General features: G+C 36.4%; 20 protein-coding genes, 1 other RNA gene and 1 other annotated feature. Of the genes, 20 read left to right on the top strand and 1 reads right to left on the bottom strand.

The genetic code is table 11. The features are described 5' to 3' along the window. Positions 1-2: 2 nt before the first annotated feature. Together aspS and ssrS are read left to right on the top strand one after the other, a co-directional pair. Positions 3-1,781 carry an aspartate--tRNA ligase gene (aspS, locus tag J2R98_RS04630; RefSeq protein WP_307066542.1) on the top strand — a complete coding sequence of 593 codons (1,779 nt, stop codon included), beginning with the start codon at positions 3-5 and terminating at the stop codon, positions 1,779-1,781. A 95-nt stretch (positions 1,782-1,876) separates the two neighbouring features. Continuing rightward, a non-coding RNA gene (gene ssrS, locus J2R98_RS04625) (6S RNA) lies at positions 1,877-2,062 on the top strand. A 686-nt stretch (positions 2,063-2,748) separates the two neighbouring features. Here ssrS and J2R98_RS04620 read toward each other — a convergent pair. Next, positions 2,749-3,402, bottom strand: a complete 654-nt coding sequence (locus J2R98_RS04620) for an RsfA family transcriptional regulator (RefSeq protein WP_307066540.1) — start codon at positions 3,400-3,402, stop codon at positions 2,749-2,751. Positions 3,403-3,570: 168 nt separating this feature from the next. Here J2R98_RS04620 and J2R98_RS04615 point away from each other — a divergent pair, with 168 nt between their 5' ends. The 18 genes from J2R98_RS04615 to mtnN all read left to right on the top strand — a co-directional run bounded on the left by J2R98_RS04615 (position 3,571) and on the right by mtnN (position 20,148). Then, on the top strand, positions 3,571-4,866 hold the full coding sequence (locus J2R98_RS04615) for a replication-associated recombination protein A (RefSeq protein WP_307066538.1): 1,296 nt from the start codon (positions 3,571-3,573) through the stop codon (positions 4,864-4,866). A 156-nt stretch (positions 4,867-5,022) separates the two neighbouring features. Then, positions 5,023-5,442 (top strand): cysteine metabolism transcriptional regulator CymR, encoded by a 420-nt coding sequence (cymR, locus tag J2R98_RS04610; RefSeq protein WP_307066536.1) that lies wholly within the window; start codon positions 5,023-5,025, stop codon positions 5,440-5,442. 20 nt (positions 5,443-5,462) lie between these two features. Then, the gene (locus J2R98_RS04605) at positions 5,463-6,611 is read left to right on the top strand and encodes a cysteine desulfurase family protein (RefSeq protein ID WP_307066535.1); all 1,149 of its coding nucleotides are present in this window, start codon (positions 5,463-5,465) and stop codon (positions 6,609-6,611) included. 13 nt (positions 6,612-6,624) lie between these two features. Then, complete coding sequence (gene mnmA / locus J2R98_RS04600) at positions 6,625-7,737, top strand: tRNA 2-thiouridine(34) synthase MnmA (protein WP_307066532.1); 1,113 nt, start codon at positions 6,625-6,627, stop codon at positions 7,735-7,737. A gap of 79 nt (positions 7,738-7,816) precedes the next feature. Beyond that, positions 7,817-8,485: a tetratricopeptide repeat protein gene (locus J2R98_RS04595; protein ID WP_307066530.1), complete on the top strand. Its 669-nt coding sequence runs from the start codon at positions 7,817-7,819 to the stop codon at positions 8,483-8,485. A gap of 15 nt (positions 8,486-8,500) precedes the next feature. Then, on the top strand, positions 8,501-10,804 hold the full coding sequence (gene recD2 / locus J2R98_RS04590; protein ID WP_307066529.1) for an SF1B family DNA helicase RecD2: 2,304 nt from the start codon (positions 8,501-8,503) through the stop codon (positions 10,802-10,804). Positions 10,805-10,891: 87 nt separating this feature from the next. Further along, positions 10,892-11,059, top strand: coding sequence for a YrzR-like zinc ribbon domain (locus tag J2R98_RS04585; RefSeq protein WP_307066526.1), 168 nt, complete (start codon positions 10,892-10,894; stop codon positions 11,057-11,059). 114 nt (positions 11,060-11,173) lie between these two features. After that, the gene (locus J2R98_RS04580; RefSeq protein ID WP_307066524.1) at positions 11,174-11,311 is read left to right on the top strand and encodes a hypothetical protein; all 138 of its coding nucleotides are present in this window, start codon (positions 11,174-11,176) and stop codon (positions 11,309-11,311) included. 111 nt (positions 11,312-11,422) lie between these two features. Beyond that, positions 11,423-11,629: a binding site (T-box leader), on the top strand. Positions 11,630-11,681: 52 nt separating this feature from the next. Then, entirely contained in the window at positions 11,682-14,324 is a 2,643-nt protein-coding gene (gene alaS / locus J2R98_RS04575) for an alanine--tRNA ligase (protein WP_307066522.1), read from the top strand. A gap of 46 nt (positions 14,325-14,370) precedes the next feature. Next, positions 14,371-14,631: an IreB family regulatory phosphoprotein gene (locus J2R98_RS04570; protein ID WP_307066520.1), complete on the top strand. Its 261-nt coding sequence runs from the start codon at positions 14,371-14,373 to the stop codon at positions 14,629-14,631. Between the two features lie 12 nt (positions 14,632-14,643). Beyond that, a complete protein-coding gene (gene ruvX / locus J2R98_RS04565) occupies positions 14,644-15,060 on the top strand; it encodes a Holliday junction resolvase RuvX (RefSeq protein WP_307066518.1) in 417 nt (138 codons plus the stop codon). Between the two features lie 14 nt (positions 15,061-15,074). Beyond that, positions 15,075-15,359 carry a DUF1292 domain-containing protein gene (locus tag J2R98_RS04560; RefSeq protein ID WP_017185308.1) on the top strand — a complete coding sequence of 95 codons (285 nt, stop codon included), beginning with the start codon at positions 15,075-15,077 and terminating at the stop codon, positions 15,357-15,359. A gap of 177 nt (positions 15,360-15,536) precedes the next feature. Then, positions 15,537-16,673, top strand: coding sequence for an endolytic transglycosylase MltG (gene mltG, locus J2R98_RS04555; RefSeq protein WP_307066515.1), 1,137 nt, complete (start codon positions 15,537-15,539; stop codon positions 16,671-16,673). Positions 16,674-16,782: 109 nt separating this feature from the next. Then, positions 16,783-17,421, top strand: coding sequence for an O-methyltransferase (locus tag J2R98_RS04550; RefSeq protein ID WP_307066514.1), 639 nt, complete (start codon positions 16,783-16,785; stop codon positions 17,419-17,421). A gap of 31 nt (positions 17,422-17,452) precedes the next feature. Beyond that, complete coding sequence (gene udk / locus J2R98_RS04545) at positions 17,453-18,085, top strand: uridine kinase (RefSeq protein WP_307066512.1); 633 nt, start codon at positions 17,453-17,455, stop codon at positions 18,083-18,085. A 64-nt stretch (positions 18,086-18,149) separates the two neighbouring features. Further along, positions 18,150-18,626 carry a transcription elongation factor GreA gene (gene greA, locus J2R98_RS04540; RefSeq protein WP_307066510.1) on the top strand — a complete coding sequence of 159 codons (477 nt, stop codon included), beginning with the start codon at positions 18,150-18,152 and terminating at the stop codon, positions 18,624-18,626. Between the two features lie 103 nt (positions 18,627-18,729). After that, the gene (locus J2R98_RS04535) at positions 18,730-19,437 is read left to right on the top strand and encodes a YrrS family protein (RefSeq protein ID WP_307066508.1); all 708 of its coding nucleotides are present in this window, start codon (positions 18,730-18,732) and stop codon (positions 19,435-19,437) included. A gap of 21 nt (positions 19,438-19,458) precedes the next feature. Continuing rightward, positions 19,459-20,148, top strand: a complete 690-nt coding sequence (gene mtnN / locus J2R98_RS04530; RefSeq protein ID WP_307066506.1) for a 5'-methylthioadenosine/S-adenosylhomocysteine nucleosidase — start codon at positions 19,459-19,461, stop codon at positions 20,146-20,148. Positions 20,149-20,187: the final 39 nt, after the last annotated feature.

The following is a 20,187-nucleotide window of genomic DNA, read 5'->3' as shown; positions in this document are numbered from 1 at the left end:
TCATGGGACGAACACATTGTGGACATATAAAAACAGAGCATGTCGATCAGAAAGTAAAACTAAAAGGTTGGGTACAAAAGCGCCGTGACTTAGGCGGGTTAATTTTTATTGACTTAAGAGACCGTTCTGGTATTGTACAGACGGTCTTCAGTCCAGACCATAATGAAGAAGCATTACGAATTGCAGAAAAGTTAAGAAGCGAATATGTTGTTGAAATTGAAGGCACAGTTTTAAAACGTGATGCTTCAACGATTAATGAAAATATGGCGACAGGTGAAGTTGAAGTGTTAGTAGACGATGTAACTGTTGTAAACGAGTCGAAAGCATTACCAATTAAAGTAGATGACCATAAAGACTTAACTGAAGAAACACGTCTGAAGTATCGTTATTTAGATTTAAGACGTCAGCCAATGCAAGAAACATTAATTTTAAGGCATAAAACGGCTCAAGCTATTCGTCATTATTTGAATTCAAATGACTTTTTAGAGATGGAAACACCCATTTTGACGAAAAGTACACCTGAAGGGGCACGAGACTACTTAGTACCAAGTCGTGTTAATCCTGGACAGTTTTATGCGTTACCACAATCACCACAAATTTTTAAACAGTTGTTTATGGTGTCAGGTTTTGAAAAGTATTATCAAATTACACGTTGCTTTAGAGACGAAGATTTAAGAGCAGACCGTCAGCCAGAGTTTACCCAAGTTGACATTGAAACATCTTTCTTATCACAAGAAGAGATTATGCAAATGACTGAAGAAATGCTTCAATCGGTTGTGAAAGAAGTTAAAGGTCTAGATGTTACACTTCCATTCCCTCGATTAACTTATGATGAAGCAATGGAACGCTATGGGTCAGATAAGCCTGATACACGTTTTGCATTAGAATTAGTTAATATGAGCAATGTGTTCCAAAACAGTGGTTTTAAAGTATTTAAACAAGCTGTTGAATCAGGTGGGAAAGTAAGTGCTATTAACGTTAAAGGTTTTGCTGATCAATACTCAAGAAAAGACATTGACCAGTTAACAGAATTCGTTTCTGTATACGGAGCTAAAGGGTTAGCTTGGATGAAAGTCGATGGTGAATCACTAACTGGACCGATTGCGAAGTTCTTTGAAGAAGAAGAGGAACAGTCAATCTTAGAAGCATTAAATGGCGAAGCAAATGACTTATTACTATTTGTAGCTGACCAACCGGATGTTGTTGCAGCAAGTTTAGGCGCTTTACGATCAAAATTAGGAAAAGAGTTAAACTTAATTGATGAAAGCCAATTTAACTTCTTATGGGTTACGGACTGGCCATTATTTGAATATGATGAAGACGATGGACGTTATCATGCTGCACACCATCCATTTACAATGCCACAAACAGATGATATGAACCAATTACATGAAGACCCTTCTAATGTTAAAGCAAGAGCTTATGACGTGGTTTTAAATGGTTATGAGCTAGGTGGCGGTTCACTTCGTATTTATAAGAAAGACATGCAAGAGAAGATGTTTGAAGCATTAGGTTTTTCAAAAGAAGAAGCACATGAGCAATTTGGCTTCTTACTAGAAGCTTTAGAATTTGGTGCCCCACCTCATGGCGGTATTGCTCTAGGCTTTGATCGTTTAGTGATGATTTTAGCTGGTAAAACGAATTTACGTGACACAATTGCGTTTCCAAAAACAGCTTCAGCATCAGATTTATTAACACAAGCTCCTTCTCAAGTTGATCAACACCAATTGGAAGAGCTTTACTTGCAAAGTATCGCGAAACATGAAGAAAACCAAAGCTAAAGTACCTAAAAATTGCTACCTTAGAACTACTCTTTAGCACTTGAAACGGTGCCTGCATCATGCTATGATTTAAATACAATAACAGAGCAACCAAATCAATCCTAATGTGTTCGTCTTACTCCACATAAGTTTTGACCGAACACTTATATTGTAGGGAGTCCGGACGTTTCCGTATTGCGTAAAAGCCTTTGTTAAGGACTTACAAAATATATGGAACAGGACACCCACCTGCCTTGAGCGGGTTCAAAACAATACGGAGGGACGGCACAATTGGGATTGTTACATAATGACGAAAAACACTAATCAAATGAGATTAGTGTTTTTTTGAATCTAAAATATTGGCTCTAAAATATTTGTTGGGGTAGCTGTACAATTTTACTTAAAAGGTAGGGTGTCTTTTACCTGAACCGTTGGTATCAGGTGATCCGCTCTCGGTGGACGCTTTCCGCGGGCACGGCTCGAGCCTCCTCGGCCCAAAAAGCGGGGCCTGTGGGGTCTCGAGACTCGTGCTGTTCCCGCTGGAGTCGCCACCTTCGCTCCTCACCTGATACCAACTCTGTGCTTTAACCAGAAATACAAAAAAGCACGCTAACTTCTTATTTGTATGCGCCTGCGGTTACTCGGTGCGAATTAAAGCGCTGATGTTTTTTCTTGCCCTGGCCTTCGCCGTGACGACCTGAATGGTCTAATGTCATCGTTGGTCACAAATGCTTCCTCGGTGCAAAGCACGAGAAACTTAGCTCATCAGCCGACCCGGCAAAGAAAACACTGCGACAAGCGACCGTAGGAAGCTTGAGCAGATGTTGCACTTGTGCCCTGTGGGTAAAAGCGAAACATTTTGATGTAGCGATGATAAATTTATTCGTCAAAAGGATAATAAGTGGATAGTGCAAATTTTTACACCACCACATTTGAAATAGAACCATAAAAAGGGTAAGGACTTGTTTTGTTCCTTACCCACTTTTTATTATTTCGCTATTTGCTGTAAATTTCCGTTTTTCTCCATCTTAAATGATGGTGTCGTTACTTCATCTTCATCAAATATCATCATCTTACGAGCACGGTCCATAATGTTAATAAATGTTTGGTAATCTTCTTGTAAGCTAGCGTATTGCTGGGACATTTCTTCTACTTTCGCTTTTAGTTGCTCGTTTTCATTTCGAATTCCCTCATTTTCGTGTTTTAAAGCCTCTAGCTCACTATTGATCTGTTCATTCACTTGATTTGAAGTTTTCAACTGATTTAATTGTTGAATGATAGAGTCAATTGAAGGAGCACTAGCAGATGTTTCGTTTGTTTGGACTTCCATTGTTGTTTCCTCTACTGTCATTGGTAGATTTACTTCAGGCTGTACAGTACGTCTTGGTTGAGGTTGTCTTTGTTGTTGGGCTTTCTTCCTCTGTTTTCTTTGCCTTTTCGCTAAATCTACTGCTTTCTCATAGTTTTTTCTAACTTCAGCATTCCATCTAAAGCCACATGCTGCAGCTGTACGATTCAGTTGATCACCAACTTCTTCAAAAGCATTTAACTGTGTACTTCCTTCTCTTATATGCCTTAGCACAGTTTCAGCTAATAATAGGTCATCTTCGTGAGACCAAGCATCTTGACGAACTTTCACCATATGTTTTCATCCTTTCATTTTAAATCATTTATGTTTGTATAATTAATAGTTTTCTATTTCTAGCATGCGCAATAAGCTATTATTTTATACATGAGAGGTGATTATTCGTCAATTCACCTTTGAATATAGTAAAATAATATAAGAGTTTAGACTAAAAGGAGTTCTAACATGTTTTTTAAAGAGCCACTAGCATACCGAATGAGACCTGAGACTATTGAAGATGTGATCGGTCAAGATGACGTAATTGGTGAAAATACACCATTATATAAAATGATTAACCAAGGACATGTACCATCCATGATTTTGTATGGAGAACCTGGAACTGGTAAAACTTCGTTAGCTTTTGCCATATCAGGGTCTACAAACCAAGACTTCTATGCAATTAATGCCACAACCTCTAGTAAAAAAGAAATAGAAGAGATTATAGCTAAAGCTAAAATGAGCGAAGGAGCCATTTTATTTATTGATGAGATTCATCGATTTAATAAAAGTCAGCAAGATTATTTGTTAAAAGCTTTAGAAGAAGGTGTAATCACATTAATTGGCGCGACAACAGAAAATCCATACCACAGTGTCAATAACGCCATCCGATCGAGATGCGGCCAAATTAAGCAGTTATCATTATTATCACCTGAAGCGGTTAAAACATTACTGAAAAAAGCGCTGAATGATGAGTACAGGGGCTTAGGCCATTTAAATATTGATATAAAAGATCATTTATTAGAACAAATTGCTTCTATAACAGGAGATGCGAGGACAGCATTAACTTTATTAGAAGATATTGTTTTTGCATCAGATCAAAATGAAGAAGGCGCATATGTTGTAGATGAAGAAACGGTTAATTATTGTATCCGTAATAAAGGTTTTTCACACGATAAAAAAGGTGATATTTATTACAATCTATTATCAAGCTTCCAAAAGAGTATTAGAGGAAGTGACGTTGATGCGGCCTTACATTACCTAGCTAGACTTTTAGAAGGTGGCGACCTAGAAGCTATTACAAGAAGGTTACTTGTCATTGCCTATGAGGATATCGGTTTAGCAAACCCACAACTTTGTGCAAGAGTATTACCTGCTATTGAATCAGTAGAACGTCTTGGATTACCTGAAGGGAGAATTCCACTCTCTGTAGTTACTGTTGAATTATCTTTATCTCCAAAATCAAACACAGCTTATAAAGCATTAGATCAAGCAATAACTCATGTACAAAAAGGCATTACTGCTGATATCCCTGACCATTTAAAAGACACCCATTATCACGGTGCTAAAGATTTAGGGCACGGTATGGATTACAAATATCCTCACAATTACACAGGGTCTTGGGTTTATCAAGAATATTTACCAGAAAAGTTGAAAGATGCCAGTTATTATACACCGAAAGAAATTGGAGAAGAAAAGCGATTGGCTCAAGTGTATGATAAGTTGAATACACTTAAGCAGAAAGCACGCCATAATAAAACTTAACTAATGCATGTTTGCTGACATCATGCTATAATGTCACATGGTTTTTAACAGTTAATCTTTACAGTAATTTATATAAATTATGATGTTACTTTAGAGACACAACAACGTGTTATACTGATCAATATAGAAAGATTAGTGTTCAAGGAGGAGCTTTAATTGAAGATTTCAACTAAAGGCCGATACGGTCTAACCATTATGATTGCTTTAGCGAAAAATTACGGTGATAAGCCGATTCCATTAAAGTCAATCGCTTCTGAGTATGATTTATCTGAGCATTATTTAGAACAATTAATTGCTCCTCTTCGAAACGAAGGGTTAGTTAAAAGTGTAAGAGGTGCAAAAGGTGGTTATTTATTAACGCGTGAGCCAAAACTAATTACTGCTGCAGATATTATTAAAACTTTGGAAGGTCCAATTCGACCTGTGGAAGAGATGGATGATGAAGAACCATCAAAACGTGAATTATGGAAAAGAATACGGGACGCGGTAAAAGACGTGTTAGAAACGACTTCTTTACAAGACCTCGTCGATTATGATGACAATAACTATCAAGAAGAGCATATGTTTTATATTTAGTTACAAAGAAGGTGAATGAAGTGTCACATATCTATTTAGACCATGCTGCTACAACACCGTTACATGAATCGGTTCAAGAACAGATGGCTTCAGTTATGCAGAATCATTTTGGTAATCCGTCTAGTATTCACTTTTTCGGAAGGGATAGCCGAAAATTACTTGATCAAGCGCGAACGACTATTGCTAAAAGTATTAATGCGCCATTTACATCGTTAATCTTTACAAGTGGTGGTACTGAGGCAAATAATTTAGCGATTTTCGGTTCAGCTTATGCTAATGAACAATATGGACGACATATTATTACGACACAAATTGAACACCATGCAGTATTACATCCGTGTGAACAATTAGAAAGTGAAGGTTTTGATGTCACGTACTTACCTGTAGATGAAACTGGGCAAGTCGATATTAATCAACTAAAAGAAGCATTAAGAGATGATACAATTTTAGTGACGATCATGTCGGTTAATAATGAAGTCGGTGTTATTCAACCCATACAAGAAATTGGTGAATTGTTAGAAAACCATCAAGCTGTTTTCCATACGGATGCTGTACAAGCTTATGGAGTACAACAGATTGATGTTCAAGAGATGAAGATAGACCTATTAACAGCCTCTTCACATAAAGTATATGGCCCGAAAGGTGTCGGTTTTTTATATAAACATGAAAAACATCACTTAAAGCAACAAGTATTTGGTGGCGAACAAGAGCGTAAGTGGCGTTCGGGTACAGAAAATACTTTAGCAATTGCTGGTTTCGAACAAGCTGTAAAAGTATTGATGGAACAACGAGAAAGTCGCAATAATCATTATCAAGCTTTATTCAATGAACTCATTGCTCAGTTAGAAAAGCAAGGGATGGAGTTCTCAATCAATGGCGATTTGAATAACCGAGTGTCTAACATTGTTAATATTAGTTTTCCTAACACAGAGGTCGAAATGTTTTTAACGAATCTAGACTTAGCGGGAATAGCAGTGTCATCTGGTTCAGCTTGTACAGCTGGTTCAATTGACCCATCTCACGTTTTAAAAGCGATGTATGGTGAAGAAGATGAGCGGTTATATAATTCGATTCGATTTAGTTTTGGAATTCATAATACTTTAGATGAAATGAAGCAAGTTGCTGAAAAGATTCAGCCGATTGTCGAACGGTTAAAGAGTTTATCATAAAGGTGGTGAGAGCATGGAAGATCGTTCAAATATTCGAGTAATCGTTGGAATGTCAGGTGGTGTTGATTCATCTGTTACAGCCCTATTATTAAAGCAACAAGGCTATGATGTCGTCGGGATCTTTATGAAAAACTGGGACGACACTGATGAGTTTGGTGTATGTACAGCCACACAAGATTATGAAGATGTTGCACGTGTATGTAACCAACTAGATATTCCGTATTACTCAGTAAACTTCGAAAGCAAATATTGGGACAAAGTGTTCCAATACTTTTTAGATGAATATAAAGCAGGTCGAACACCAAACCCTGATGTTATGTGTAATAAAGAAATAAAATTCAAAGCCTTTTTAGACCATGCTGTCGGTTTAGGGGCGGACTATTTAGCTACAGGTCATTATGCTAGAGTTCGTGAAAATGATGGTCAAGTTGAAATGCTACGTGGTGTTGATGATAACAAAGACCAAACTTATTTCTTAAATCAAATATCTAAAGATATCTTACCTAAAATCATGTTTCCACTTGGTGGTTTAGACAAACGAGAAGTACGTGAAATTGCTGAAGAACATGATTTAGCTACTGCCAGCAAGAAAGATAGTACTGGCATTTGCTTTATCGGTGAGAGAAACTTTAAAGAATTTTTAAGTGAGTATTTACCGGCACAACCAGGTGAAATGCAAACTTTATCTGGTGAAGTGAAAGGTCGTCATGACGGACTGATGTATTATACGATTGGACAGCGTCAAGGTCTTGGCATCGGTGGATCAGGTGACCCGTGGTTTGTAGTCGGTAAAAAATTAACTGATAACGTGTTATATGTTGAACAAGGTTTCCATCATGAAGCATTGTATTCTGATGAATTGTTAGCTGTCGATGTTAATTGGTTAGTTGATCGTGATCTAACTGAACCTCTTAAATGTACAGCGAAGTTTAGATATCGTCAAAAAGATAGTGGCGTAACGGTTTATCTTAATGAGGATGGAACTGCGAATGTTAAATTCGATGAGCCTCAACGTGCCATTACACCAGGACAAGCAGTCGTCTTTTACGAAGGTGATGTTTGTTTAGGTGGCGGTACGATCGATGATGTTTATCGAGAGGAGCAACTGTTAAGTCATTTAGGGTAAGTTAATGTTAATTTAAAAAGTCAGCACGTCAATGTGGTGACTTTTTTCTCTATTTTTGCAGATAAAGGAGTAAATCAAGATGAGCGAGTTACAAAAAGGTATTGAATATATGCAAAACCATCAATTTGAAGAAGCGGCTCAGTCTTTCAATAATTATATAGAGGAGAACCCAGAAGATCCAGTTGGGTTTATTAATTTTGCAAATCTTCTAGTCCATTTACAAGAATATGATTCAGCAGAACGATTTTATAATAAAGCATTAGAATTAGAAGAGACGCTACCGGCTGCTCATTACGGGTTAGGTAACATGTATTATGAACAAGAACAATATCAACAAGCGACTAAACATTTCCAAGATGCAATGAAGCAAGGCTTAGGTGATGAAGATGTTTATTTCATGTTAGGGATGTCATTATTAAATCAAGATATGCCTAAACTAGCACTTCCATATATGCAAAGAGCAAGTGAGTTAAGTCCTGAAGATGTTGATATTCAATTCCAATACGGTTTAACTTTAGCTTACGGCAACATGATTGACGAAGCTTATGAACAAATGAATGTCGTCTTATCAATCGATGAAGAACATAGTGATGCTTATTACAACAAAGGTGTTTGTTTACTTTATCAAGAAAAGCCAGAAGAAGCCCTTTTACAGTTTGAACAAGCGTTAGCTATTCAAGATGACCATTTATTAGCAGGAAATGCGAAGCAGCAAGTCGAACAGTTATTACAAGAGCGAGATGGATAGAAGGAGCAACTGATCATGTCTGATCAAAAATATGCTAAGGGACAATTAAATCACATGATCTTTCACAATCAGCAGACGCAATTTTCGATTGCGTCTATTTCTGTTCAAGATACTGAACTTGAATTAGATGAAGAAGAATTAGTTGTGAAAGGTAACTTTCCACCTTTAACACATGGGAATGATTATATTTTTTATGGAACAATTCAAGTTCACCCGAAATTCGGAGAACAACTGCAAGTGTTTACATATGAAAAAGAATTACCGAAAACTGAAGAAAGTCTCGTTAAATATTTATCAAGTGACTTATTTTATGGAATCGGTCAAAAGACGGCTCAAAAGATCGTCGATACATTAGGAATTAATGCTGTTGACGAAGTATTAAGAGACACAGCAAAGCTTGATCAAGTTGTCGGGTTAAAACCTGAAACTAAAAAACAATTTATTGCAGATTTAAGAATGAATCAAGGTTTTGAGCAAGTGACCGTTGAGTTAGCAAAATATGGTATAGGTTTGCAATTAGCTGGAAAGCTGTATGGTGCATATTATGAAAAGACGATTGAGCAATTAAAAGAAAATCCTTATCAATTTGTTTTTGATGTAGAAGGATTTGGCTTTCAACGCGCTGATGAAATTGCTGAGTCCATTGGAATTAAAGATGAACACCCAACTCGGATTCAAGCAGGTGTGTTACATGTTTTAGACCAACAATCGTCTAATGGACATGTATACGTTGAAAAAGAGCAGTTATTAAAACAATTAAATTCACTCCTATATCAAGGTCGAAATCATGAAAATGATGAATCTCTAGAGCAACATTTGAAGTTTTTAACGGATGAAGACTTAATTGTACAAGAAGATGATCGAGTTTATTTACCACAGCTTTATTTTGCTGAAGAAGGTGTTGCTTCACAACTTACACGAATCTTGGCCACTGAACAGGACGCATCTTATGACGAAAGTGAACTGTTGAAAGTGATTGGCGATATTGAAGAACAAGAAGGTATTGCATACGGTGAAGAGCAATATGAAGCGGTCAAAAAAGCGTTAGATGAGAAAGTCATGTTACTTACAGGTGGACCTGGGACTGGGAAAACAACCGTTGTTAAAGGTATTATCCACTGTTATGAAGTTCTATTTAGAAAAAATCAAAACAAACATCAATCTGACTATATTTTAGCTGCTCCAACTGGAAGAGCTGCTAAACGGTTAACCGAGTCAACTGGTTTAAAAGCAAAAACAATCCATAGCCTTCTCGGTTGGTCTGGTGAAGAACATTTTGAATTTAACGATGGAAACCAACTAAAGGGTAAAGTGTTAATTGTTGATGAGTTTTCGATGGTTGATATTTGGTTAGCTAACAGCTTGCTAAAAGCTGTCCCCGCTGACATGAAAGTCATTTTTGTAGGTGATGAAGACCAATTACCATCTGTTGGTCCTGGGCAAGTGTTAGCTGATTTATTAAAGTCGAAAGTCATACCAGTGTGTCAGCTAAGAGAAATTTATCGCCAGAAGAATGATTCTTATATCGTTAAACTGGCTCACGATATTAAAAACAATCAAATACCAATGCAGTCTGTCGGTAAAAAAGATGACTTTAATTTTATCGAAACGAATACAGATTATGCGTTAAACACAATTGAACAGATCGTTAAGAAAGCACTCGACAGAGGATATTCAATGAGAGACATTCAAGTCCTGGCTCCAATGTATAAAACAAAAGTTGGTATACATGAATTAAATCAAACGTTACAAAATATCTTTAATCCTAAAGAAGAGGGTAAACGTGAGATTGAACATTTCCAGTCTGTCTTTAGAACCGGTGACAAAATTATTCAACTTGTCAATCAACCGGAGAAAGATGTGTTTAATGGCGACATCGGTGAAATTGTCGCCATTAAACATGCTAAGGAAGCTGAGTCGAAAAAAGATGAATTAATTATTAATTTTGAAGGACTTGAAGTATCTTATACGAGACAAGATTTTAACCAATTGATGTTAGCCTATGCGATTTCCATTCATAAATCACAAGGTAGTGAGTTCCCAATTGTGATATTACCGATCGTTAGGTCATTTAAGCGTATGTTAGTTAAAAATTTAATTTATACAGCTATTACACGTGGTAAATCTTCTCTCATTATTTGTGGCAGTTATGACGTCTTTTTGGAAGGTATGCAAAAACAACAAGCATACGAGCGTAATACGAGTCTTGTCTCACGTATTAAAGCTTTTAATCTAAATGAACGACATGAAGAAGATCTAAGTGAATTAGAACCGGATGAACAGTTTGAGGAAGATATTTCACCTTATGATTTTATGTAGAACGCTCAAACTAATAGTGTTCGTACCCTTGGTATAGAACAAAGAAAAAACGGGGAGGATGTAGGCAAAAAGGAAAGAGGGGTTTTTATGAACTGCCCAAATTGCCAAGCATCTGATATCGGTAAAATCGGTAGTCAGCAGTTTTATTGTTGGAACTGTTTTATAGAACTATCCGTAGAAGATGGCAAAATGCACGTGCATGAAGTGCAAGAGGATGGGACGATTTCCTCTTTAGACGACCTGTTTTCGGAATAACTGTGGCAAGGTTGACCATTCTTTGCTAATAGGTGGGGAATCAGAAGAAAGCGCAATGCTTGCTTGTTGAAAGGTTTATGCACCATATCAGTAGATAAAGGTTGGTGAACAACTTTGAGTCGAGTAATTTCAACAGGTGTCATGGGAGCTGCCGCGTTATACTTTATGCGTAATCGTAATAATATACGTAAAAGTGGTATGTGGAAGCAGCTTCGTAAATCTGGTAAAAAGCTAAGAAAAAGGTATCTCTAAGGCACACACAACCGTTCTGGATAGAACGGTTGTGATACATATATAAGTTGACATTAACAAATCGATTATCTATAATAACGTCATGAAAAACATGTTAAATTAATTAAATGACATAAATCAATGATGGAAACGAGTAAATGACAGTCCACTTTCAGAGAGGCATTTTGTTAGCTGGGATAAATGCTAAGTGAAGGGTCATTGAAGCTAATCCGGAGAGCGGCTAACCCCCGACGTCTCACCACGTTACGGTGATCTGAGATGATAGATTATAATCAATCTATAATTAGGGTGGTACCGCGCACAATAGTCGTCCCTACATGTAACGTGTAGAGACGGCTATTTTTTTGTACATAAAAAAGGAGGTAAAAAAATGAAACAACTTCAATCACATGAAGTAAGACAAATGTTTTTAGACTTTTTTAAGGAAAAGAATCACGGAGTTGAGCCAAGTCGTTCTTTAGTTCCACAGGATGATCCAACTTTATTATGGATTAACAGTGGTGTTGCTACATTAAAGAAATATTTTGATGGTCGAATTGTTCCTGACAACCCTAGAATCGTTAATGCTCAAAAGTCGATTAGAACAAATGATATTGAAAATGTCGGCTTTACAGCAAGACACCATACTTTTTTTGAAATGTTAGGTAACTTCTCAATCGGTGATTACTTTAAAGAAGAAGCGATCGAATGGGCGTGGGAATTTTTAACGAGTGATCAGTGGATTGGATTCGATGAAGATAAACTATCTGTAACGGTTCACCCTGAAGACGAAGAAGCTTATGACATTTGGCTAAATAAAGTTGGAGTTCCTGCTGAACGCATTATTCGAATTGAAGAAAACTTCTGGGATATCGGGGAAGGACCTAGTGGCCCCAATACTGAAATATTTTACGATCGTGGTGATAGTTATGGTAATGACCTTAATGATCCTGAACTGTACCCAGGTGGAGAAAATGAACGCTATTTAGAAATTTGGAACTTAGTATTTTCACAGTTTAACCATAACCCTGATGACACGTACACACCACTTCCTAAGAAAAATATTGATACAGGTATGGGGTTAGAAAGAATCGTATCGGTCATTCAAGATACAAAAACGAACTTTGAAACGGATTTGTTTAAACCGATTATTGAACGTACTGAGAAGATCTCTAAAGTCACATATGGTCAATCAACAAGACAAGATACAGCATTCAAAGTAATTGCTGACCACGTTAGAACAGTATCCTTTGCAATTGGTGATGGCGCATTACCGTCAAATGAAGGTCGTGGTTATGTATTAAGAAGGTTACTACGTCGTGCTATTCGATTTGCTAAAGACTTAAATATTAATGAACCATTCATGTATCAATTAGTTGATGAAGTCGCAGACATAATGTTTGAATTTTATCCAGAAGTTCATGAGAAAAAGGACTTTATTAAAGAAGTAATGAAAAAAGAAGAGCAACGTTTCCATGAAACACTCCAAGAAGGTTTAGCAATACTAGAAAAAGTTATGAAAACAGAAAAAGAAAAAGGAAGTAACGTCTTTCCTGGTGAAGAAGTATTTACACTTTATGATACTTATGGATTTCCAAAAGAGCTAACAGAAGAATATGTACAGGCAGAAGGCTTCTCTATTGATGAACCAGGATTTGAGAAAGAAATGAAAAAACAACGTGACCGTGCTCGTGAAGCAAGACAAAAAGTCGATTCTATGCAAGTTCAAGACCAAGTGTTACAACAAATACACACGACAAGTGAGTTTGTAGGTTATGACCAATTAGCAATTGATACTAATCTAGATGTTATTGTTAAAGATTCAGATTTGGTTGATGAAGTAAAATCTGGTGATGTTGCAACATTAGTGCTTGCTCAAACGCCATTTTATGCTGAGAGCGGTGGACAAATTGCAGACAAAGGAATAATTACGACGGAAACTGGTAAAGCTTCAGTGATGGATGTTCAAAAAGGTCCAAATGGCCAAAACTTACACCAAGTTGATGTGATTGAAGGGTCTTTACAAGCTACTCAATCAGTCTCAGCTGAAGTAACACGTTACGAACGTCAGCAAGTAATTAAAAACCATACAGCAACACACTTGTTACACCAAGCCTTAAAAGATGTGTTAGGTGAACACGTCAATCAAGCGGGTTCATTAGTTGCTTCAGATCGTTTGCGTTTTGACTTTACACACTTTAATTCTGTATCAGAAGAGGAATTACAACAAATAGAAACGATAGTAAATGAGAAAGTGTGGGCTTCCATTCCAGTATCAATCAAGCACAAATCATTGGACGAAGCGAAACAAATGGGGGCTATGGCATTATTCGATGCGAAATATGGTGAAGAAGTAAGAGTAGTAGCTGTTGATGATTACAGTATTGAGCTTTGTGGAGGTTGCCACGTTGATAACACAGCTGAGATTGGTCTATTTAAAATTACTCAAGAAACAGGAATTGGTGCAGGGACACGTAGAATAGAAGCGTGCACAGGCCCTGGAGCTTATGAGTACTATCAAGGTAGAGAACAGTTATTAACAGAAGCAGCTAACAAGTTGAAAACTAAAACTGAGCAAGTACCGCAAAGAATTGATACACTTTTCCAAGAAATGAAAGACTTACAAAAGGAAAATGAATCACTATCAGCGAAACTAGCTAATGTTGAATCAGCTAACATTTTAGATGAAATTGAAACGATTGATGATGTTAATCTTTTAGCACAGAAAGTCGATGTCAGTGATATGAACGCTTTACGTAATATGGTTGATGAATTAAAGCAAAAAGTTGATTCAGGCATCATATTATTAGCAATGGAGAATGGTGACAAGGTACAATTGGCTTCAGGTGTTTCTAAAGATTTAGTCGATCGAGGATTTCATGCAGGTCATGTTATTAAAGAAGCTGCAACAAGATGTGGTGGTGGCGGTGGAGGTCGCCCAGACATGGCACAAGCTGGCGGTAAACAACCAGAAAAAATTGGTGAAGCTCTAGCGTCGGCGAAAGATTATATTAAAACTGTTTTAACTTCGTAGCTTTTAGGTATATAATGGAGTTAAAGTGGTTTGAGGGGGATTGAAAATGTCGAACGATCACACTATGAAATTTCAGTTTTCAGATGACTCACAAGAACAATTAGTAAACGAAATTTTACATCAAGTTTATAGTTCATTGGAAGAGAAAGGATACAATCCAATCAACCAAATAGTCGGTTACTTATTATCAGGTGACCCTGCATATATCCCTCGACATAATGATGCTCGTAATTTAATCTCACAAATTGAAAGAGATGAAATTATCGAAGAGGTTGTAAAGAATTATTTGCAGACGAATAAAAGTTAAAGAGGATTTTGCATGAAAATATTAGGTTTAGATGTCGGTGAAAAAACAATTGGTGTTGCAATATCAGATGCGTTACATTTTACTGCCCAAGGAATCGAAACAATTCATTGGGATGAAGCTGAATTCGCGTCAGTTAAAGATCGCTTTCAACAACTTATTGATGAGTATGAAATCAGTAAGGTTGTCGTTGGTCTACCAAAGAATATGAATGGTACAATTGGAGAACGTGGTGAAGCATGTCAGCAGTTTGCAGCGTATCTAGAAGAACAATTTTCACTACCTGTTGTCATGTGGGATGAACGTTTAACAACGATGGCAGCTGAACGTGTATTGCTAGATGCTGACATGAGTCGTCAAAAGCGAAAGAAAGTAATTGATAAAATGGCGGCAATGATGATCTTACAAGGTTATCTCGATTCAAATCGCTAAAAGGAGTGTAACTGATGCAGGAAAAAGAGCGTATTATTATCCCTGATGAATCAGGGGAAGAACATTTATTTGATGTTTTATTTACATTTGATGTGGACCATACTGAAAGATCATACTTAGTAGCGGTTCCAGCTGAACAAGCTGAAGAAGAGGAAGTAGAAGTATTCGCTTTCCGTTTTGAAGAAAAAGAAGATGACCCTGATGATCTCACTTTATACCAAATTGAAACGGATGAAGAATGGGAAATGGTCGAAGAAATGTTAGCTACATTTACAGAATCTGATGATGAGTCTAACTAAACAATAGTTTTTAAAATTAATTGATATAACGAAACACTGATCGTGTGGTAAAATACGATTAGTGTTTCGTTTTTATTTAAAAAATAAATAATTTAGTGACAAAGATAGAAAAAATAGTCGTTTTCTTTTATACTTTTTATTGGTATAAAAGAAAGGTAAAGAATAGGGGGAAGTATTTTGTCACCTTCCAATGATTATAACAGTATAAAGCAAGAGCGAGCTAAGGAAGCGGGAATGGTAAGAAAAGTTGTTTTAATTGTAATCTTAGTAGCCCTAATTGTATTTGGTATCGCTGGTTACTTTATTTACAATTATGTTAGTGAGGGTTTAAGCCCTGTAGACCCTGAAGATGATGAGCTTGTAGAAGTTGAGATTCCAATGGGATCGAATGTTGGTGATATCGCAGAGATTTTGGAAGAGAACGACCTTATTAATAATGCTACAATCTTTCAAACATATGTAACGTTTAAAAATGAGTCAGACTTTCAAGCAGGGGATTATACCATGTCAAGAAGTCTTGAACTTGATGAAATTATTGAGACGTTAAAGACAGGCCGTATTATGCTTGAGCCATTATTTTCTATTACTATACCTGAAGGCTCAAACATTGAGCGCATTGCTGAGATTCTAGCTAATGAGACATCCATTGAAGAAGATGAGTTCATGGAGTATATGACAGATGATGAATATATTGAATCTTTAATGGAAGATTACCCAGGATTATTAACTGAAGATATATTACAAGAAGATGTTAGGTATCCATTAGAAGGATACTTATACGCTATTACTTACGATTTCCATGAAGAAGATCCTTCGGTTGAAGAAGTTGTCGATAAAATGCTTCAACATACTCAGAACAGAGTATACGATTATATTAATGCCATGGATGCAAGAGGAATGACAATTCATGAGTCATTAACTTTAGCTTCAATCATTGAGTTAGAGGCTGTTGGTGAGGAAGACCGGTTGATGATTTCTGGTGTTTTCCATAATCGTTTAAATAGGGAACCAACGATGCCATTACAAACTGACCCTACTGTATTATATGCGATGGGTGAACATCACCAACGCGTTTTATATGAGCATCTAGAATATGATAATCCTTATAACACATATGAATACACTGGCTTACCTCCAGGTCCTATTGCAAGTTTTCATGAAAGTGCATTAAAGGCAGCAGTCAACCCAGAGTATCACGATTATTTATACTTTGTGGCCTCTTATGAAGGTGAAAACTATTTTGCTGAAACTTATGAACAACATCAGCAAAATATTGAAGAACATCGACCACCAAGAGAGGACGAAGAAGAATAAAATTAAAAAAGGGAGTGCGTAAAATTATTCGCATTCCCGTCTTTTTTTATGGTAAAATATTTAAATTGTATAGGAATGAAATTGTTAAACCCTTGTTGGAGGTTTAGAAATGAATAAAACAAAGCAATACGTGCAGTCTTTATATAATGATGAATCTAACCCTCTAATCGAATCGATGGAACAATATGCAATTGAAAATCACGTTCCGATTATGGAGAAAGATGGTATTGAATACTTAAAACAGTTGATTCGAATACATCAATCTAATAAAATAATTGAAATCGGATCTGCCATTGGTTATTCCGCGATCCAAATGGCAAGTAGTATGCCTGGTGTTCATGTGTACACCGTTGAACGTGATGCAAAAAGGTTTGAAAGTGCTAAACAGTATATTCAAAAAGCTAATCTAGAAGACAGAGTCCATATCGATTTAGATGATGCACTAAATTGGTTAGACCATCGATTTACAACAGAACGCTTTGATTTAGCCTTTATAGATGCTGCTAAAGGTGAGTATATAGACTATGTAGATAAAATTACGCCACTTTTATCAAAAGGTAGTTTGTTAGTAGTTGACAATGTGTTATTTAAGGGGTATGTTTCAAAGGAGAAACAAGACAACAAACGTTTTGTGAAGATCGGGGAAAAGATTGCGTCATTTAATGAGTGGCTATTGAATCATCCTCAATATCAAACAACAATTATTGAAACTGGAGATGGAATTGCGGTTGCTTTAAAAACTAACTAGATATGACATGTGAGAAGGGAGTATTCATAAATTGAATGATAAGCCGATTATTATTGGTGTAGCAGGTGGGACAGGCTCTGGGAAAACAACTGTTACTCGTACTATTTGTGAACAATTTGAAAATACATCGATCTTATTGTTAGAACAAGATTCATATTACAAGGATCAATCACATATACCATTTGAAGAACGATTAAATACGAACTATGATCATCCTCTGGCATTCGATCATGGTTTATTACTTGAACACTTGAAACGTTTATCAAAACGAGAGTCAGTGGAAAAACCGGTCTATAATTACGAGCTTCATACCCGTTCAAATGAAACAATTAAAACTGAACCACAAGAAGTTATAATTTTAGAAGGAATTTTAGTATTAGAAGACGAAAGATTACGTAATATGATGGATATAAAAGTATTTGTGGATACGGATGCTGATATTAGAATTATTAGAAGAATGATGCGAGATATAAAAGAACGTGGCAGAACATTGGAATCTGTTATGGATCAGTATATAAACGTTGTAAGACCTATGCATTTGCAGTTTGTAGAACCGGCTAAGCGTTATGCTGATATTATTATTCCAGAAGGCGGACAAAATCATGTTGCCATTGATTTATTATCAACAAAAGTAAAAAGCATTATCGATCAAAAGCAAATATAAGTTCCCATCATAAATATTAAAATTAATTGAAATAGAGAACTGAATTTAAAAGGAGTGTTAAGTCATGGCAGAAGAAAAAAGCTATTATATGACTGAAGAGGGGAAACAAAAATTAGAACAAGAATTAGAAGACCTAAAAACCGAAAGGCGCCCAGAAGTAGTTGAGCGTATTAAGGTAGCAAGAAGCTTTGGTGACCTTTCTGAGAACTCTGAGTATGATGCAGCGAAAGATGAACAAGCTTTCGTAGAATCACGTATCTCTCAATTAGAAAATATGATTCGTTACGCTGTTATTATTGAGAATGATGAAGATAACAATGAAGTTGTTCAATTAGGAAAAACTGTTGTTTTTGAAGAATTACCTGATGGAGATGAAGAAGAGTATCAAATCGTTGGTAGTGCAGAGGCTGATCCTTTTGAAGGACGTATTTCAAATGATTCTCCAATGGCACAAAGCTTACTTGGTAAAAGAGTTGGTGACCAAGCTATGGTTCAAACGCCAGGTGGGGAATTCGAAGTAAAAATTAAAGAAGTAAAATAAACATCAAGTAGTCCTACACAGCATTGTGTAGGACTATTTACCAAATAAAAGAAATTCCTGTACTATTATTAAATTAGTTGAATTCATTGAGGAGGGGAACCTAGTGGATCATCAATATTCTCGATCTGAACGTTATGAAAAACGCCGTAAAAATACGAAAACAATGAATATACTAATATGGGCTATCATTATATTATTAGTTGTTTTCATTGCTTTCTGGATTTTCGGAGGCGACGGTGAAGTAGAAGAAGAACAAACTGAGCAAAATACATCTGCAGACGCGGAAGACGAAGAAGAAGAGCATAACGAAAATGAAGTGAGTGAAGGTGAAGAGGAGGATTCCTCAGAACAAGAAGAATCAACAACTGATGAATCGTCAGAAGAAGAAAGTAATGAAGAGGAATCTGAAGAAGAGCATGTATATGAATCTGATGAGGACAATGTTGTTCGTGTTATTGAACGTAATTGGACACCGATCGGTACGGAACAAGAAGAACCGCATACAACACAATTTAGTGAAGGTACACAGGACCGTGTAGAAATGGAACAAGCCATTATATATGCTACAGGTTTGTCTGAGGATGATATTATCTTTTGGAGATTGGAAAGTGGTGGTGTAGCGAACCAAGTAATTGGTACTGTTACAGATTCAGCACAACAAGAGATTTATCGTGTTTATTTAGATTGGATTGAACATGAAGGCTGGGAACCACAAAAGGTAGAAGAATTATATGAAAATGATCAACATCCTGACTATGGTAGTGAAGAAGATGAAAACGAAGAAGACACTTCAGAAGAAGATGAAGAATAAATAAAGGCAGGTTGTACAACGATGAAATACGGTATAATTGGAGCTATGGAAGAAGAATTGGATTGGTTAAAGTCACAAGTTAATATTACTGAAGAGCTTGTTGTAGCTAATTGTATATTTTATGTAGGTGAGTATGCAGGGCAAGAAGTAGTGTTACTTCAATCTGGTATTGGTAAAGTGAATGCAGCCATTTCAACAACTATATTACATGAACGTTTTGCGCCAGATTATGTTATTAATACAGGGTCATCAGGTGGTGTAGATCCAGATTTAAATGTAGGTGACATCGTAATTGGAACAGAAACACTTCATCATGATGCAGATGCAACAGGATTTGGTTATAAATATGGACAAATCCCACAAATGCCTGAAACGTTTCCTTCACATGAACAACTAGTTAATAAGGCAGAAAAAGTTAAGGAAGTACTACCGAGCGATGTAAAAGTGACTAAAGGGTTAATAGGTACTGGTGACTCGTTTATGTCAGACTTAGATCGTGTTACAGAGGTAAGTAATCGTTTCCCAAGTATTAAAGCACTAGAGATGGAGGCTGTATCAATTGCGCAAGTGTGTTATCAGTATGATACCCCTTGTTTAATCATTCGCTCATTATCAGACATTGCTGGTAAAGAATCTAATGTGTCATTTAAAGAGTACTTAGACCGTGCAGCCAAAAACAGTGCTTCATTTATTTTGGAAATGTTAAAATAATCAACCATAAAAGCACAGCTATGTTGTAAAACAGTTAGC

The sequence above is a fragment of the Alkalibacillus filiformis genome (assembly GCF_030814115.1).
In the GTDB taxonomy this organism is placed as follows: domain Bacteria; phylum Bacillota; class Bacilli; order Bacillales; family Alkalibacillaceae; genus Alkalibacillus; species Alkalibacillus filiformis.
The sequence above is the reverse complement of the archived record's forward strand: the minus strand, read 5'-3'. Positions and strand labels throughout refer to the sequence as shown.